Source organism: Nevskia soli DSM 19509 (assembly GCF_000711955.1).
Taxonomy (GTDB): domain Bacteria; phylum Pseudomonadota; class Gammaproteobacteria; order Nevskiales; family Nevskiaceae; genus Nevskia; species Nevskia soli.
This window is the reverse complement of record NZ_KL543998.1, coordinates 227329-243245: the sequence shown is the minus strand read 5'-3', so window position 1 is coordinate 243245 and position 15917 is coordinate 227329. Positions and strand designations below refer to the sequence as shown.

Below are 15917 nucleotides of genomic sequence, written 5' to 3'. Positions count from 1 at the left end.
ATCAGCGCATGCGGCAGACACCCTATACCCATTCGTGAGACCAGAACCATGAGCACCGTCGTCGACATCCGTGCACCGCAGTCCGCCGCCCGCGCCGCCTTCGATCGCGCCGCCGCCCTGGCGCCGTCGCTGGCGCAGACCAGCGCCGCGCAGCGCATCGAGAAGATCCAGCGCCTGGTTACGGTGATGCTGGCGCACAAGGAAGAAATCTACGCGGCGGTACGGCTGGAGCGCGGGCTGGCGCCGATCGACACCGACGGCGAACTGCTGATGGTGAAGTTCGAGGCCGACTTCATTGCCGCCAACCTGAAGGACTGGATGCCGGACAAGCCGGTCGATCCCTCGCTGATGACGCTGGGCAAGCGGTGCTATGTGCACTACGAGCCCAAGGGCGTGGTGCTGCACCTGGCCACCTGGAACGCACCCTATGTCATCGGCTTCCTGCCGGTGCTGGGTGCGCTGGCGGCCGGCAACGCCGTGATCCTCAAGCCGTCCGAACTGGCGCCGCATTCCTCCGGCGTGGTGGCGAAGATCGTCGCCGAGGCATTCCCCGGCGGGGAGGTGACGGTGGTGGAGGGTGGGGCGGAAACGGCGCAGCAACTGCTGGCCTGCCCCTTCAACCACATCTTCTACGTCGGCAATACCCAGATCGGCAAGCTGGTGATGAAGGCGGCGGCGGACCACTGCGCCTCGGTCACCCTGGAGATGGGCGGCAAGAATCCGAGCATCATCGGCGCCAGCGCCGATATCGCCGACACCGCCATGAAGACAGCCTGGGGCCGTATGTGCAACGGCGGCCAGGCCTGCATCGCGCCGGACTACCTGCTGGTGCATGCGTCGATCGAGCAGGCTTTCACCGAGGCCCTGGCGAAGGAGTTCACCGCCCAGTACAACGCCGACGGCAAGGGCTTCGCACAGAATCCGGACTATCCGGTCATCATCAACGAGCGCCATTTCAACCGCGTCCGCGCCCTCATCGAGGACGCCCGCGCCAAGGGCGCCAGGATCGTCTGCGGCGGCGAATATGTGCCGGAAAAGCGCCTGGTCACCCCCACCATCATCAGCAACGTCACCCCCGACATGAAGGTGATGCAGGAGGAAATCTTCGGGCCGGTGATCTGCGTGGTGCCGTACCAGAGCCGGGAGGAAGTGACGCGCTATGTCGCCGCCCGCGACAAGCCCCTGTCCCTCTACATCTTCAGCAAGGACCAGGCGGAGATCGACTATCACATCCGCCACACCACCTCGGGCAGCACCGTGGTCAACCACAATGTGATCCAGTCCGGCACCAATCCCTACCTGCCGTTCGGCGGCGTCAACACCAGCGGCATCGGCCGCATGGTCGGCTGGTTCACCTTCAACGAGTGCTCCAACGCCCGCTCCATCGTCATCGACGGACCGGCCCTGGGCGACCCGCGCATGTTCGTGCCGCCGCTCACCGACAAGTACAAGAAGCAGGTTTCCGGCCTGCTGACGCAGAAGCCGGTGCCCAGCGGCATCGTCAAGATGATTCACGGTGTGCTGAAGCTGAAGGGGAAGTTCTCGAAGTAGGGCGCCCGACCCGGCACGGCCGGGTTTTCCCGGCGCCCTTGCTGGCGGCATTACCGGTGATGTCGGCGCTCCGGTCCGGCCGCATCGCTTTCCGGGCGATGTGGCTTTATCCTTCCGCGATCTGCTACATCGCCACCCCCGGGGAAAAGTCGGTGGCGGCCAGAATGATTTATGCAGAGGGAGCCATCCCGTGCGCCGAGTGCGCAGGGGTCACACAGCAAGAAGCATCACATTGCCGATAGATCCATGACCCGCAGCAGCAGACTCCGCATCGCCCTCCTCATCGTCCTGATCGCCGTCATCGTCGGCACGCTGGTCCTGCCGTCGCTGTTCGACTGGCGCGCCACCAAGGCCTATGCCCGGATTGCGCGCGGCGACGAGGAGACGCGCGTGATCCTTTACATGGGCCACCCAGACACCACGGCGGCCTGCGGCACGCAGTTGCAATGGGACAAGGACAGCCTCGGCGCCAACGACGGCCGCTGCGTCAGGGCGGTACGCTACGTGGGGCGCCGCGGTGTCTGGGTGGTGGGTTATTCCGCCGACGCCCACGTGGTTTCCAAGTACTTCGAGACGCCCGGCCAGATTCCGTCCGAGGTTCCCGCCGGCAAGTAGGCGGATTTTCCCGGCTCAGGCGGGAAGGGCGGCACCGCCGGCGCGGATGCGTGCCGGAACCAGGTCCGACCAATCGGCGCCCTTGCGCGGCAGCGCTACCTTCCGCGCACTGACACCCGGTTCAGACAGGGAGTGCTACACCGCCAGCTCGCCGATGGTCTCCAGCATTTTCCGGTCGTATTCCATCATGCGATGGCAGCCATGGACGTTGCCGCTGGCGCAGCAAGGGCATTGCGCATGTGGGTGCCGCCGGAAGTGCGGGTGCGCACCCTGGTCAGCGCCGAAAAGCCGGTCGATTATCTGCGCGGCATCGACACCGCGGCCATCCTGGCGGCGGTGAGGCGCCTGATCGGGGAGACCGGCCGCGGCACTGAAAGGCCCGGATTGCGTGGCGGGGTCAAAGCCGCCTAGGCGATGGTTCAGGCCGCCGCGAGCATCCCCAGCATGGCCTGCTTGATCCGCTGCAGGTGACGGCCAAGGTGTTTTACCTGCGACTCGAAGATGCCCTCGATGCTCAGGCCGGTGAGGCAGAAGTGGGTAAAGGTGAGCGCCTCCTGGATCCTGACGTCGCTCAGCTTCGAATCGGGGAAGATTTCGCGCACGATTTTCAGGTGCGCCTTGCCCTGGCGCGCTTCCCAGGCGCGACCGGCGTGATCGGTCGCCTCGCGCGTGGCGAGCAGGATTTCCAGCGCCACCAGGTACAGATCGCTCTGGTAGTGCGTCCACATGCGGTCGACGAACACGCCGACGCGATCCGCCATGGTGCCCCCGCGCAGGCCCGGCGCCGTCATGGTGCCGATGAATTTTTCGTAGGACATCTCCAGGATCGCGTCGAGGATGTCTTCCTTCGAGCCGAAATGGTGCTGTGCCGCGCCCCAGGTCATGCCGGCGCGCTCGGCGATACGGCTGGAACTGGCGGCGGCGAAGCCGCCCTCCTTGATCAGGGACACGGTGGCATTGATCAGGCTCTCGCGGGTGCGCCTGGTTTTCAGCGCCTGGCGGCCTAGCGGTTCTTCTTCTTTTTTCTTGGGCATGACGGTCGGGGGATGGCGATCCCCCAAAATATTACACTCCGCAGGCTTGGCGCGGCGCCGGCGGCCCCGGACGCCGGGGCATGGATTAGGAACCCGAAGACGTGGCGGAGCGCCGCCCCGGCGTCCATCATCTTCGGGAAATTCCCGGTCATGCGCGGCTACGGTGGACCATGGCAGCGATGGCGCATGGCGAAACGATACTTGATGGAGGACACAATGCAGCGACTGACCCGGCAGGCAAGCCGCTCCGTCCTGGCAGCGGCGATCCTGCTGCTGCTACCCGGCAGCCCGGCCCTGGCTGATGCGGGCGCGCCGCCGCGCCCGCTGCTGCTCGAGCTTTTCACCTCGCAGGGTTGTTCATCCTGCCCGCCGGCCGATGCGCTGCTGCGCGAGTTATCGACGCGCGACGACCTTTTGCCCCTGGAGTTCCACGTCGACTACTGGGACAACCTCGGTTGGGTCGATCCGTTTTCCGCCGCGGCTTTCACCGCCCGGCAACAGGCTTATGCCTCGGCCCGGGATTTCGAGGTCTACACGCCGCAGCTGGTGGTGGAGGGCAAGAGCGCCGTGATCGGATCGAACCGGGGCGATGTCTTCGCCACTATCGCTTCAGCCAGGCATGAGGCGAGGAGCGCGGCGTCCAGCATCCGGCGCAACGGCAAGGAGGTGAGCCTGGGCATCGACACCGCCGGTACTGCCAGTGCGTCAGCGGATGTCTACCTGCTCAGCTTCGACAGCACCGACAGCACCAGCATCCGCGGTGGCGAGAACGCCGGCCGCAATCTGCTGTATGCCAACGTGGTGCGTTCGATCCGCAAGGTGGGAGAGTGGCGCAATCAGCCCCTGAAACTGACCGAACAGTTGCGGCCCGACGAAAGCGGCGACCGCCTGGCCCTGGTAGTTCAGGACCGCGGCGGCACCGTCTGGGCGGTGGCAAGCACTCCCGCGGCGGCGGCCGGGATTGACCGGTAGCGGCAACGGTAAGCGAGGCGGCCGGGACTGGACAGCGGAGCGCAGCAAGGGTCATGGAGCGAAGCGATCCGGGTGATGTGGTTGTTATCAGGCCGTTTCGCCACGCCGCATCAAGTCGGCACTATCCACCGCTCGCCATGGCACCGAACTTGCGGCCATAACCGGACCGGAGCCGCCGCCATCATTGCCAGTCCCGTGCGGCGATGCGTGGCGCACCTCCGGTGGGCCCTGGTGCCGCCCCGGCGCGGCCCGCCACCGACTGGACGCTGTCCGATGGAACCGATCAACCCGAAATCACCCTGGGGTTTCCGCCGCATGACCGGCCTGGTGCTGACCGCCGGCGGTGCCCGCGGCGCCTACCAGGCCGGCGTGCTCAAGCGCATCGGCGAAATCCCGGCGCTGCGCAACCGGCCTTCGCCGTTTCCCGTCGTCGCCGGCGCCTCCGCCGGCGCCATCAATGGCACCGCCGTGGCCGGCTACAGCGCCAATTTCCACGAGGGCACCCGCCTGCTGGCTCAACTATGGGGCCAGCTCGGCGCGCGCCAGGTGTATCGTCCCGACCTGCTGTCCCTCGGCCGCAACGCCCTGCGGCTGGTGCTGGATGTGGCGCTGGGCCCGATGTTCGGTGCGGGGCGGGTGCAGTCCTTCGTCGATACCTCGCCGCTGCGCGCCTTCCTCGCGGCCAACCTGCCGATGGAGGGCATCGCCTCGTCCATCCGCAGCGGCCATCTCTACGCCCTGGCCATCACCGCCACCGGCTACCACTCCGGCAAGGCCTTCACCTTCATCCAGGGCAAGCCTGGGCATCCGCTGTGGAACAAGAGCCGGCGCGTGGCGCTGCCGGTGGCGCTCGGCGTGGAGCACGTCTATGCCTCCGCCGCCATCCCGCTGGTATTTCCGCCGGCGCCGATCGTGGTGGCCGGGGCCACGGCCTACTTCGGCGATGGCGCGCTGCGCCTGGTGACGCCGCTGAGTCCCGCCATCCGCCTGGGCGCAGAGCGTATCTTCGCCATCGGCGTGCGCAACCAGAATGCCGCCGACGACTTGCTGCGCACCGAGCTGGCGTCGGATGCCGACGTGGTCGAAGCCAAGGCGCGCCTGCGCAGCCCGCCGCTGGCCCAGGTTTGCGGCGTGTTCATGAACGCGATCTTCCTCGATCACCTCGACGCCGACGTCGACCACCTGCTGCGCATGAACGAGCTGGTCGCGGGCTATCAGTGCGCCACACCGGGCAAGGCGGTGGTGCCGAGCCGCGTCAGCGAGCCGATGCGCATCGTCGAGCCGATGATCGTGTCGCCCTCCGAGGACCTGGCCATGATCGCCGCCTCCCTCCAGCACCGCATGCCGCGCGCCGTGCGCTACCTGATGGATGCCCTGGGAACCCCGGACGCGCAGAGCGCCGACCTTACCAGCTACCTGCTGTTCGACAGCGAGTTCACCCGGGCGCTGATCGACATCGGCTACCGCGACGCGGCCCAGCGCATCGCCGAGATCGAACATTTCCTGCTGGGTGCGGAAACGCAGCAGGCCGGCGAGGCTGCGGCGGCCGGCCGCTAGATACTCCCTCATAGCCGCGCGCCGCCGGAACGGCGCGCGGCCCGGGACCAATCTCAGCGGCGAACCGAGCGGACCGCCACGGTGTCGGCCAGGTTGTCGGCGTCGTACTTCAGCGCCTGCCGGGGCAGGTCGACGAAGAACATCTCCCCCTCGGACGTCCTGGGCAGCATGCCCACCTTGAGCGCCGGCACATAGGCCCGGCGTCCGGAGATCTTCACCGGCCGCAGCACCACGGCCATCTGTACGCTGACTTCTTCACCGTTGGCCGCCTGTTCGACGTGCGCCAGGATGGCCTTCTTCACAGTGTCCGCATCCTTCAGCGCCAGCGAGCGCAGGGCGGGATGGTAGGCGAGGGCCGGCCAGCGCAGATCGACGCCGATCAGTTCGCCCGAGGCGGCGGAGGTGAGTTTCGCCACGCTGCCTTCCACCATGATGCCGTCGACGCTGCGCAGCGCGTAGGTGAAGACGCCGTCCACCAGCGCTCCGTCCTGGTCGTTGCGGGCCGCGGCCGGTGCGGTATCGCCCGCCGCCACGGCCTTGTCGTCGCGCAGCGCGGTGAGGCCGGTCTGCAGGAACAGGATCTGCGACTGGTCGAGGCCGATCTTCGCCAGGAACTCCTGATGGTCCTTGCCGACGCGCTCCTTGATCCGCGCCGCCTCGTCATAAGCCACCGGCAGCAGCGCAGCGCTCTTCTTCACCAGCCGGACGCGTCCCGATGCGGCCTCCACACGCGCCGCGTACTGGTCATTGCTGACGTAGTCGCTGCCCTTGCGCGGTGTCGCACGCGCCACCTGCAGCGCGCTTTCCAGTTGCGGCAGGGTGCGCAGCTTCAGCGGATCGAGTTGGGCGGCCGGAAGTTTGCGGATCGCCTCCAGCCGCTCGGTCAGGCGCGCGCTGTCGAAGCGTGGGTAAGCGGCGTCGACCGCCTTGGCGTAGTCCTTGGTGAAAAAGGAGGCGGCGTCGGGGCCGGAGCCCAGATCGTTGTCGGCGGCGAGCGCCGCCGGGGCGCTGCCCAGCGCCAGTGCGGCGGCGGCCAGCAGTTGCAGGATTGATTTGCCGAAATTCATGATGGGTTCCCCCGTTGCTTGGTTGAAAATGCGTGGGTCGCTGCTGATCCGGTTCAGTGCGGCAGCGAGCCGCCGCCTTCAGACGGCGAGCACTCGCTGATGAAGCGCGTCACCACGAAGTTCGCCGGCGTATCGGCGTGGTTGACCCAGTACTGTTCGGACAACGCATCGTGCGCATGCGCCGAGTCCTTGCCGTAGGCGCGCGCCACCGGGCAGGTGGACTTGTAGGCGTTGTACCAGTGGTCGACGTGGTACATGTCGTCCACCCAGGCCTTGGCGACGCCCTCGCCGAACATGCCGTCCCAGGCCAGGTCGGAGTATTCGTCGACGTAGGACGAGCCGATCCACATCAGGCCGTGGAAGCCCATGATGGCGTGCACGCCGCCGGTGGCGACCGGATCCCAGGAACTGCGCTTCTCCCACTGCATGCTCTGGCAGGACGACATCTGGTAGAAGCGCGAGTGCCCGCCGGAGGCCTTGCCCAGTTTCATCTGGTTGACGTTGAGCCCGCACTCGCCATGGTCCTTGGTGTGCATGCTGCCGACCCAACCGACGCTGTCGTCATGGCCGTGCAGGCAGATCAAGCCGGCATCGGTGCTGTCGATGTTGCCGTTGTCGTTGGCCCAGCTGTTGATCGAGGGATCGGCGTAGCGCCCCACGGTGACGAGCTGGAAGTTGCGCCATACCTGGGCATTGCCCAGCGCGCCCATCTCATGGCGCCAGGCCATGCACATATCGTCCCACCAGTCGCGCTCGGCCCCGGGACAGTCGCCGTCCCACTTGGTGACCGCCGAAGTCCAGACCGATCCGGCACAGGCCGCACCCGAACCGAGTGCGAACGCTAGCGCCAGCGAATACAGGATGCCGCGTAACGATTTAGACATTGCCGTGTCCTCCCCTTGATTGCGCGAAGCGCGCGGACTTGCTGCCGCGCCAACAGTAGGCAGGTTCGGCCATGCCGCTTGTGAGGCGCCGCACAGGTAGTACGACTCATCTGGGGGGTAAGGCGATGCCAACTGTGACCGGCCGCTCAACCGCCGGAGGGTTCGTGCGGCCGCGCCGCGAACGGGCGGCCGGATTCGATCGCTTCCATAAAACATTTTGACAGAAATGTTTTATGGGACTAGGATTCGGCCATGGATTGCAGCGGCGCGGCGCATCGTGCCGGCCGTTGCGCCGCGCAGAGCCCGGCAAGGGCCGCGTTTCGCCGGCCGGTTTCCGGGGCGTCACCGAGGAGAACATCGTGAAGAAGTACGATCGCGACAGGGGCCTGTCGATGTTCGACGAGGTCTATTGCGGAGATCTCGGGCAGTTGCCTGCGGCCGGCGCGTCGAAATTCATCGATCACATGCTTGAAACGCTGTTCGCCGAATTGTGGGCGGACGGCACGCTCAGCATCCGCGACCGCCGCCTGCTGCTGCTCGGCGCCATCGCCGCGCAGGGTGACGAGACCACGCTCACCATCCAGGCCCGCTCGGCGCTGAAGCGCGGCGAGCTGAGCGGCGAGCAACTCGATGCGATGGCCCTGTTCCTGACGCAGTACGTCGGCTATCCCAAGGGTTCGCGCGTGTTCCGGGTGGTCAACGAAGTCAAGGCCGGGGCAGTGAAGAAATGATGGAAGGAAACGCTCGCGCGCACTCCCTACCGTCATCCCTGCGCGGGCGGGGACCTGTTTTTGCCTTTCTCCGTCCGGCCTGCGGAGCGAAATCCTGATGCTTCCCGGCTACTGGTTCTCCAGAAATCCCGACAAGGCCTGGGCCGAGAAATTCTTCCTGGGGTTCATTCCGGTCTTCTTCGCCTACAACGCCCTGATCCAGAAAATGGGCTGGCTCGACGTCGGCAATTTCTGGCATATCGCCCAGAACCTGCTGATGTGGATCCCTTATTGCCTGCTGCTGCCGCTGTTTCTGCGCCGTCACAGCGGCGTGCCCTGGCGCGACAGCTTCTGGTTCAAGTTCAACCTGTACATGTTCGTCTACGTTTTCTTCGCCACCTATTTCCATACCGAATACTTCTTCAAGACCCTGGGCATCCGCTACCGCTTTCCCCACGTCAGCCTGTACCTGGACTCGGCGCTGGTCGGACCGGATGAGGCCGGCGCCATGCGGAACTTCGAGAAGGTGCCGCTGGGCATGTATTTCAACGCCATCGCTTTCTTCATCGTCTATCACACCGCTTCGGTGATCTGCATGCGGCGGGTGAAGAGCCTGACGCCTACGCTGCCGAAGACGCTGCGCTATCTGTTGTGGGTGGTCACGGTGGCGGTCACTGCCTATTTCTTCGCCTGGGCCGAGACCTTCCTCTACGTCAACTCTTCGGCCAGGGCCAATGTCTGGTACATCGACATGCCGCGCATGCTGAGCCTGGGCTCGGCCTGTTATGCCCTGTATTTCATCGTCAGCTTTCCCAATGTGTTTCGTCTCGACGAAGAGGCGCAAGGGGAACGCTGGTCGCTGTCGCGCTGCGTCGTCGAAGCATCGTTCGTCAGCATGGTGGTGCTGCTCCTGCTGGATCTGTTCACCTGGCTGGTCGGCCCGATTGCCTGAGCGAGGGTATCCATGTCTTTCCGTTCGCAAGCGATAACCACCGGCCCCAACAGAAAACAGCCGGTGATCGAGCCGGACGAGACCGCGCGGGAGCGCTTCGCGGATCTTCTCGGCGCGATTTACCAGGGTCCTTACGAGCAACAACCCTGGAGCGGGGTGCTCAAGCGCATCCAGGCGGATTTGAAGGCATCATGGGCGGCGTTGCTGCTGCGCCCGGCCGGCGAGCATCTGCCGGCGCAACTGGTTGCCGCCGGCGGCCCATTATGGCTGGCGGAAGATTCTCCCTACTTGCCGGGTGGACGCTGTCCGCCGGGTGTGCCGTTCCACGATCTGCCTTGCGACCGCATGCTTCCGGTGCAGGATATTTCCGGCGACGGCCGCGTTCCGCGCCACGCCATCGGCGCCGACATCCTGGTGATGCCGGATGTGCGTGTGCGCCTGCGCATCTGCCGCGGCAGCCGGGAAGGGGCGTTCAATGAGCAGGATCTGCACTACGGCGAATCGCTGCTGCCGCATTTCAAACGCGCGCTGCGCGGCTATTTCCTGCAAAGCCGTCGTGATGCGGAGAACCACTTGCTGTCGCAGGCCGTGGAGCGGCTCGGTCTGGGCCTGGTGCTGCTCGACCAAGGCGGTGCATTGCTGAGCAGCAACGGTGCCGCCGACCGCATCCTGCGCCGCAAGGACGGCTTGCGCCTGCTCAACGCCATGCTGGCCTGCGATGCGCCGGCCGAAGACCGCCGCCTGCGCGGTGTGATCAAGGCCGCGCTGCAACGTGCCGCCTGCGGGACTGGAAGCGAGGGCGTCGCCGTGTCCGCCACCCGGGCCGATGGCTGTTCCCGCCTCGGCCTGGTGGTGCAGCCGCTGCCGCCCGGACCGCTCGATGAGGGCCGGCGCCGCCCGGCAGTCGCAGTATTCCTGCGTGATCCCCTCCAGGACTGCAATCCCGCTCCGTCCGCCGTGGGCCAGTTGTTCGGTCTTACCCCGGTGGAAACCCGGCTGGCCCTGGAAATGACCAATGGCGCCACGCTGGATGAGGCCGCCGCCACGCTCGACATCCGCCGCAATACGGCGCGCACCCACTTGCGCTCCATCTTCGCCAAGGTTGGAATCCAGCGTCAGGCGGGGCTGGTCAGGGTTATTTTGAACAGCGTCGCCGTCATGGCGGGATGAGGCAACCGTACCCTCGCAAGGAGGGGTTTACGGCATCATTGCCGTGAAATCGGGTGGCCGATGATGCGGCCTTGCCTTAAATAAATTTCACGAGCTATTGATTTTTAATATTTATTTTATTTTTGTGCTCACTCGCCCCGGCCAGTCCGGCAGGTGCCGCGCCAGCATGCCGGCCGCCAGGGATTGCAGCAGCGAAGCCTCACGAAAGGCAGGCCTTCGGCGACAATTTAGTTTTTCTAATCTCTGATGGTAGAAAAAATCAATTGTTGCAACGCAGCAAGCGGTGTTTAATACACCCCATGAAGTGAGTGGGTCAAGACGGATCCCGCTTCGAACATCTCCTCCAGATCCCGCACCTATGGGATCTTTCAGGCCACATCCTTACCGATGTGGCCTTTTTTTATGTCCGCGGTGAATCCGGTCCGCAACTTTAGTCCAGCCGGCACCGCTTGGCCAGCGGAAGTGTTCAGGGTAAGCCCGGCTGGCTTCCATTTGCCCGTTTTTCAGGATTGCCGATTCCCGGGGGGCGGCTTGCCGAAAGCACCAGCGTGCCGCCGCCCGGGGCGCGCAACACCGCGCGAACTTCGTGCGGGCCCTGTTCCAGCGGCCGGGCGATGCTGGCGCCCGCCGCAATCATCACCGCCAGATTCTGCTCGATGTCGTCCACCCGCAGGACCGGCGCCGGTTCCTCGACGATGCGCTCCTCTTGCGCCGCCAGGCCCAAGGTGAGGCCGCCGGCGTCGATGGCACAGTAACGGTCGCCGTCGCGGAATTTCACCGGCCAGCCGAGCGTATCGCGATAGAACGCGATCGCCGCTGCGAGGTCGTTGACCGGGCACAGCAGCAGGTTCATCTTCATCGCCATACACCTCATCTCGTCCTGAACCGATGCGGCAATGGTGCGTCATGCCGGAATCCAGGCATCGTCCTGCGGGACTACGCGCCGCGCGATGCGGATAGTCCTGTCGGGTGATGCCGCGCGCCACGCAACTCGCGGACACTCCAGCCTCATCACCGGAAGGCGGCATCAATGATCGACCAGTTGATTGGCATCGCGCTGCAAGCGGGAGCGGCGATCCTGCCCGTGTACGAGCGGATGAAGCCGGAAGAGGCCACGCTCAAGGGCGATGGCTCGCCGGTCACTGTGGCCGATGCGCTGGCCGAATCCATCATCCTGGAACAGCTGGGCAGCCTTGCGCCGCAGATCCCGGTGGTGGCGGAGGAGTCCGTCGCCGCCGGCCGCATCCCGCAGACCGCCGGCAAGCCGTTCTTCCTGGTCGATCCACTCGACGGCACCAAGGAATTCCTGTCCAGGAACGGCGACTTCACCGTCAATATCGCCCTGATCGAAGACGGCGTGCCGGTACTCGGCGTGGTCTATGCGCCGGCGATCGGCGAACTTTACGCCGGTGGCGTGGGGCAGGGCGCCCGCCGCGCCCTGGTGAAGGACGGCAAGCGCGGACCATGGACCGAAATCCATGTGCGCCCGGTGCCGCCCGGCGGCATCAAGGTCCAGGCCAGTCGTTCGCACCTGACCGAGGAAACCAAGACCTTCATCGAGCGCTTCAAGGTTGCCGAGTTCGTTTCCGCCGGCTCCTCGCTCAAGTTCTGCCGCGTCGCCGCCGGCGAAGCCGACCTCTACCCGCGTCTGGCCCGGACCATGGAATGGGATACCGCCGCCGCCGATGCCGTGCTGCGCGCCGCCGGCGGCAAGGTGCTGGACATGGAAGGCCGGCCGCTCGCCTATGGCAAGCGCAACCAGCCCACCGACAGCGACTTCGCCAACGGCTGGTTCGTCGCGACAGGCACGCTGGATCCGTTCGCGGCGCGCTGACCGGCCGTGCCGATCACTCCAGCTCGATCAGCAAATCCTTCGCATTCACCGTGATCCCCGGCCCTGTGTGAATCTGCTTCACCACCGCGTCGCGCGGGGCGGCGATGACGGTTTCCATCTTCATCGCCTCCAGCGCCATCAGCGGCTCACCCTTGGTCACGCTCTGGCCCTTCTGCACCGCCACGCGCACCACCATGCCCGGCATTGGGGCGCCGATCTGGTTGGCGTTGCCGTCCTCGGCCTTGGGGCGCTCCGTGGTGGACTTCGCCGCACCGGCGCGCGGCACTCGGATCATGCGCGACTGGCCGTTGAGCTCGAAGAACAGCTTGGACACGCCTTCATCTTCCAGATCGGTGCGGCTCTGCAGCCGGATCACCAGGGTCTTGCCCGGCTCGATGTCGACGCTGATCTCTTCCTGCTGCTCCGGCAGGCCGTAGAAGAACACCGGTGTGGGCAGGGTGCTGACATCGCCATAGAGTTTCTGGTGCTCGACGAATTCCCTGAAGACCTTCGGATACATCAGATAGGAAGCAAGGTCGGCATCGGATAACGGCAGGCCCAGAGCCTTCTCCGCTTCCGCCTTCGCCGCGGCGAGGTCCACCGGCGGGATCGACTCGCCCGGACGCCCCTTCAGCGGCGGCTTGCCCTTCAGCACCTTGCTCTGCAGCGCGGCCGGGAAGCCGTCGGCGGGGAAGCCGAGCTCCCCCCTCATCAGCGAGATCACCGATTCGGGAAAGTCGATGGCCTTGTCCGGATCCCGCACATCCGCCGCCGTCAGCCCGTTCGACACCATGTACAAGGCCATGTCGCCGACCACCTTGGAGGTCGGGGTCACCTTGACGATGTCGCCGAACAGCTGATTCACCTCGGCGTAAGCATGGGACACTTCGGGCCAGCGCGATTCCAGTCCCAGCGAGCGGGCCTGCTCGCGCAGATTGGTGTACTGGCCGCCCGGCATTTCGTGGCGGTAGACATCGGAAGTGCCGGAGCGGATGTCGGCTTCGAACGGCGAATAGAAACGGCGCACGCCCTCCCAGTAATCGGACAGCCGCTGCATCGCCTCCAGGTCCACGCCCGCGTCGCGCTCGCTGCCGGTGAGGCTGCTGGCGATGCTGCCGAGATTGGGCTGCGAGGTGAGCCCGCTCATCGAGTCGAGCGCGCCGTCCACCGCGTCGCAGCCGGCCTCGATGGCGGCCAGCACGCTGGCCGCGGCGATGCCGCTGGTATCGTGCGTATGGAAGTGCAACGGCAGGCCGACTTCCTGCTTCAGCGCCCGTACCAGCTCGCGCGCCGCGCGCGGGCGGCACACGCCGGACATGTCCTTGATGCTCAGCACCTGGGCGCCGGCCTTCTCCAGCACCTTGGCCAGGTCGATGTAGTACTTCAGGTTGTACTTGGGCCGGCTGCTATCGAACAGGTCGCCGGTGTAGCAGATCGCCGCCTCCGCCAGGCCGCCGGCCTCGCGCACCGCATCGATCGGCAGGCGCATGTTCTCCACCGCATTGAGGCAGTCGAAGATGCGGAAGATATCGACGCCGGCCTGCGCCGCCTGCTGCACGAAGTACTTGACCACGTTGTCGGCGTAGTTGGTGTAGCCCACCGCGTTGGCCGAGCGCAGCAGCATCTGCAGCGGAATATTGGGCACCGCCTCGCGCAGGTCCGCCAGGCGCTGGAACGGATCCTCCTTGAGGAAGCGCAGGGCCACGTCGAAGGTGGCGCCGCCCCAGCATTCCAGCGACAGCAGGTTCGGCAGCATGCGCGCGTAATACGGCGCGATGGCGACGATGTCCTTGCTGCGCATGCGCGTGGCAAACAGCGACTGGTGCGCGTCGCGCATGGTGGTGTCGGTGAGCAGCACCCGCTGCTGCTCCTTCATCCATTTGGCGAAGCCGTCCGGGCCCTTCTCCTTGAGCAGGTCGCGCAGGCCGCGCGGCACCGGCTGGCCCAGGTCGATTTTCGGCTTGATCGGCGCGGCCAGCGGCAGCGCCGGCGCCTTGCGGCCCTTCATCTCCGGATTGCCGTTGACGATGACGTCGCCGATGAAGCGCAGCACGCGCGTGGCGCGGTCGCGCCGCGGCGCGAACACGAACAGCTCCGGCGTGTTGTCGATGAAGCGGGTGATGCACTCGCCGGAGCGGAACTGCGGATGGCCGATGACCTTTTCCAGGAATTGCAGATTGGTGGACAGGCCGCGGATGCGGAACTCGCGCAGGGCGCGATCCATGCGCAGGATCGCCTCGTCCACCGTCGGCGCCCAGGCGGTCACCTTGACCAGCATGGAATCGTAGAACGGTGTGATCACGGCGCCGGAATAGGCAGTGCCGCCGTCGAGGCGGATGCCGAAGCCGGCCGGGCTGCGGTAGGCCAGCAGACGGCCATGGTCCGGAGTGAAACCGTTCTCCGGATCCTCGGTGGTGACGCGGCATTGCAGCGCATGCCCGTCCAGCTTGACCTGGTCCTGCGTCGGCAGCTTGGAATCGGGATCGCCGATGCGCGCGCCCTCGGAAACGCGGATCTGCGCCTTGACGATATCCACGCCGGTCACCTCCTCGGTGACCGTGTGTTCCACCTGGATGCGCGGGTTGACCTCGATGAAGTAGAAGTGGCCGGTGTCGGCATCCATCAGGAACTCGACGGTGCCGGCGTGGGAGTAATTCACCTGCCGGCACAGCCGCAGCGCGGCGTCGCACAACTCCTGGCGCTGATCCTGTTTCAGGTACGGCGCCGGCGCGCGCTCCACCACCTTCTGGTTGCGCCGCTGCACCGAGCAGTCGCGCTCGAACAGGTGGATCAGGTTGCCGTGGCTGTCGCCGAGCACCTGCACCTCGACATGGCGCGCGCGCCGCACCAACTTCTCGACGTAGACCTCGTCGTTGCCGAAAGCGGCCTTGGCTTCGCGCCGCGCCGATTCCATCTGCGGCCCCAGCTCCGCCTCGGACTCGATCACGCGCATGCCGCGGCCGCCGCCGCCCCAGCTGGCCTTCATCATCACCGGATAGCCGACCGCGGCGACGATCGGCTTGCACGCGTCCAGCTCGTGGGGCAGGGCACGCGAGGCCGGCAGCACCGGCACTTGGGCCAGTTCCGCCGCCTTGCGCGCGGCTACCTTGTCGCCGAGCGTCTTCAATACCAGCGGCTGCGGACCGATGAACAGGATGCCGGCCGCGGCGCAGGCTTCGGCGAAGGCCGGGTTCTCGGACAGGAAGCCGTAGCCCGGATGGATGGCGTCGACCTGCGCATCCTTGGCGGTGCGGATGATGTCGGCGATGTCCAGGTAGGCGGCGATCGGCTTGGCGCCGGCGCCCACCAGGTAGCTCTCGTCCGCCTTGAAACGGTGCAGGGCGAAGCGGTCCTCGTGGGCGTAGATCGAAACGGTGCGAATTCCCATTTCCGCCGCGGCCCGCATGACGCGGATGGAAATTTCACCGCGATTGGCGACAAGCAGCTTGCGGATCCGGTGGCCGGATTCGTTCGCGGAGGACATTGCGAGTTCCTGGAAAAGAGGGGTTGCCGGTCCAGATTACCGAATTGTGTCGCTGCTTCAACCCTACGCCGGCGTACTGCCTTCAGG

General features: G+C 66.0%; 14 protein-coding genes. 9 read left to right on the top strand and 5 right to left on the bottom strand.

What is annotated here, in order from left to right; translation table 11 throughout:
* Positions 1–48: 48 nt before the first annotated feature.
* From BP26_RS0123595 to BP26_RS29890, 3 genes are all read left to right on the top strand, one after another.
* Positions 49–1551, top strand: coding sequence for an aldehyde dehydrogenase family protein (locus BP26_RS0123595; RefSeq protein WP_029923004.1), 1503 nt, complete (start codon positions 49–51; stop codon positions 1549–1551).
* Positions 1552–1797: 246 nt separating this feature from the next.
* Positions 1798–2166 (top strand): hypothetical protein, encoded by a 369-nt coding sequence (locus BP26_RS0123590; protein ID WP_029923003.1) that lies wholly within the window; start codon positions 1798–1800, stop codon positions 2164–2166.
* Between the two features lie 201 nt (positions 2167–2367).
* Complete coding sequence (locus BP26_RS29890) at positions 2368–2577, top strand: hypothetical protein (RefSeq protein WP_157572734.1); 210 nt, start codon at positions 2368–2370, stop codon at positions 2575–2577.
* Positions 2578–2585: 8 nt separating this feature from the next.
* On the opposite strand, the gene BP26_RS28025 is transcribed toward BP26_RS29890, so the two are convergent.
* On the bottom strand, positions 2586–3200 hold the full coding sequence (locus BP26_RS28025; protein ID WP_051749342.1) for a TetR/AcrR family transcriptional regulator: 615 nt from the start codon (positions 3198–3200) through the stop codon (positions 2586–2588).
* A gap of 216 nt (positions 3201–3416) precedes the next feature.
* Between BP26_RS28025 and BP26_RS0123575 the strand changes: the two genes are divergently transcribed.
* Positions 3417–4172, top strand: coding sequence for a DUF1223 domain-containing protein (locus BP26_RS0123575; protein ID WP_051749341.1), 756 nt, complete (start codon positions 3417–3419; stop codon positions 4170–4172).
* A gap of 273 nt (positions 4173–4445) precedes the next feature.
* Complete coding sequence (locus BP26_RS0123570) at positions 4446–5729, top strand: patatin-like phospholipase family protein (protein ID WP_245611880.1); 1284 nt, start codon at positions 4446–4448, stop codon at positions 5727–5729.
* 53 nt (positions 5730–5782) lie between these two features.
* On the opposite strand, the gene BP26_RS0123565 is transcribed toward BP26_RS0123570, so the two are convergent.
* Together BP26_RS0123565 and BP26_RS0123560 are read right to left on the bottom strand one after the other, a co-directional pair.
* Positions 5783–6796, bottom strand: a complete 1014-nt coding sequence (locus BP26_RS0123565; RefSeq protein ID WP_029922999.1) for a hypothetical protein — start codon at positions 6794–6796, stop codon at positions 5783–5785.
* A gap of 53 nt (positions 6797–6849) precedes the next feature.
* The gene (locus tag BP26_RS0123560) at positions 6850–7680 is read right to left on the bottom strand and encodes a hypothetical protein (protein WP_157572733.1); all 831 of its coding nucleotides are present in this window, start codon (positions 7678–7680) and stop codon (positions 6850–6852) included.
* Between the two features lie 359 nt (positions 7681–8039).
* Between BP26_RS0123560 and BP26_RS27095 the strand changes: the two genes are divergently transcribed.
* The 3 genes from BP26_RS27095 (at position 8040) to BP26_RS0123545 (ending at position 10512) form a co-directional block, all read left to right on the top strand.
* Entirely contained in the window at positions 8040–8411 is a 372-nt protein-coding gene (locus tag BP26_RS27095) for a carboxymuconolactone decarboxylase family protein (protein WP_169740769.1), read from the top strand.
* 97 nt (positions 8412–8508) lie between these two features.
* A complete protein-coding gene (locus BP26_RS0123550) occupies positions 8509–9342 on the top strand; it encodes a hypothetical protein (protein WP_029922996.1) in 834 nt (277 codons plus the stop codon).
* Positions 9343–9354: 12 nt separating this feature from the next.
* Complete coding sequence (locus BP26_RS0123545) at positions 9355–10512, top strand: helix-turn-helix transcriptional regulator (protein ID WP_157572732.1); 1158 nt, start codon at positions 9355–9357, stop codon at positions 10510–10512.
* A gap of 466 nt (positions 10513–10978) precedes the next feature.
* Here BP26_RS0123545 and BP26_RS0123540 read toward each other — a convergent pair whose 3' ends face one another.
* Positions 10979–11371: a VOC family protein gene (locus BP26_RS0123540; RefSeq protein ID WP_051749338.1), complete on the bottom strand. Its 393-nt coding sequence runs from the start codon at positions 11369–11371 to the stop codon at positions 10979–10981.
* A 171-nt stretch (positions 11372–11542) separates the two neighbouring features.
* Here BP26_RS0123540 and cysQ point away from each other — a divergent pair, with 171 nt between their 5' ends.
* Entirely contained in the window at positions 11543–12346 is an 804-nt protein-coding gene (cysQ, locus tag BP26_RS0123535) for a 3'(2'),5'-bisphosphate nucleotidase CysQ (RefSeq protein ID WP_029922993.1), read from the top strand.
* Between the two features lie 13 nt (positions 12347–12359).
* On the opposite strand, the gene BP26_RS0123530 is transcribed toward cysQ, so the two are convergent.
* Positions 12360–15830, bottom strand: coding sequence for a pyruvate carboxylase (locus tag BP26_RS0123530; protein ID WP_029922992.1), 3471 nt, complete (start codon positions 15828–15830; stop codon positions 12360–12362).
* Between the last annotated feature and the right edge of the window lie 87 nt (positions 15831–15917).

Coding starts and splice junctions, on each gene's coding strand:
- BP26_RS0123595 (WP_029923004.1), top strand. CDS start 49: ATGAGCACCGTCGTCGACATCCGTGCACCGCAGTCCGCCGCCCGCGCC.
- BP26_RS0123590 (WP_029923003.1), top strand. CDS start 1,798: ATGACCCGCAGCAGCAGACTCCGCATCGCCCTCCTCATCGTCCTGATC.
- BP26_RS29890 (WP_157572734.1), top strand. CDS start 2,368: ATGGACGTTGCCGCTGGCGCAGCAAGGGCATTGCGCATGTGGGTGCCG.
- BP26_RS28025 (WP_051749342.1), bottom strand. CDS start 3,200: ATGCCCAAGAAAAAAGAAGAAGAACCGCTAGGCCGCCAGGCGCTGAAA.
- BP26_RS0123575 (WP_051749341.1), top strand. CDS start 3,417: ATGCAGCGACTGACCCGGCAGGCAAGCCGCTCCGTCCTGGCAGCGGCG.
- BP26_RS0123570 (WP_245611880.1), top strand. CDS start 4,446: ATGGAACCGATCAACCCGAAATCACCCTGGGGTTTCCGCCGCATGACC.
- BP26_RS0123565 (WP_029922999.1), bottom strand. CDS start 6,796: ATGAATTTCGGCAAATCAATCCTGCAACTGCTGGCCGCCGCCGCACTG.
- BP26_RS0123560 (WP_157572733.1), bottom strand. CDS start 7,680: ATGTCTAAATCGTTACGCGGCATCCTGTATTCGCTGGCGCTAGCGTTC.
- BP26_RS0123550 (WP_029922996.1), top strand. CDS start 8,509: ATGCTTCCCGGCTACTGGTTCTCCAGAAATCCCGACAAGGCCTGGGCC.
- BP26_RS0123545 (WP_157572732.1), top strand. CDS start 9,355: ATGTCTTTCCGTTCGCAAGCGATAACCACCGGCCCCAACAGAAAACAG.
- BP26_RS0123540 (WP_051749338.1), bottom strand. CDS start 11,371: ATGAAGATGAACCTGCTGCTGTGCCCGGTCAACGACCTCGCAGCGGCG.
- cysQ (WP_029922993.1), top strand. CDS start 11,543: ATGATCGACCAGTTGATTGGCATCGCGCTGCAAGCGGGAGCGGCGATC.
- BP26_RS0123530 (WP_029922992.1), bottom strand. CDS start 15,830: ATGTCCTCCGCGAACGAATCCGGCCACCGGATCCGCAAGCTGCTTGTC.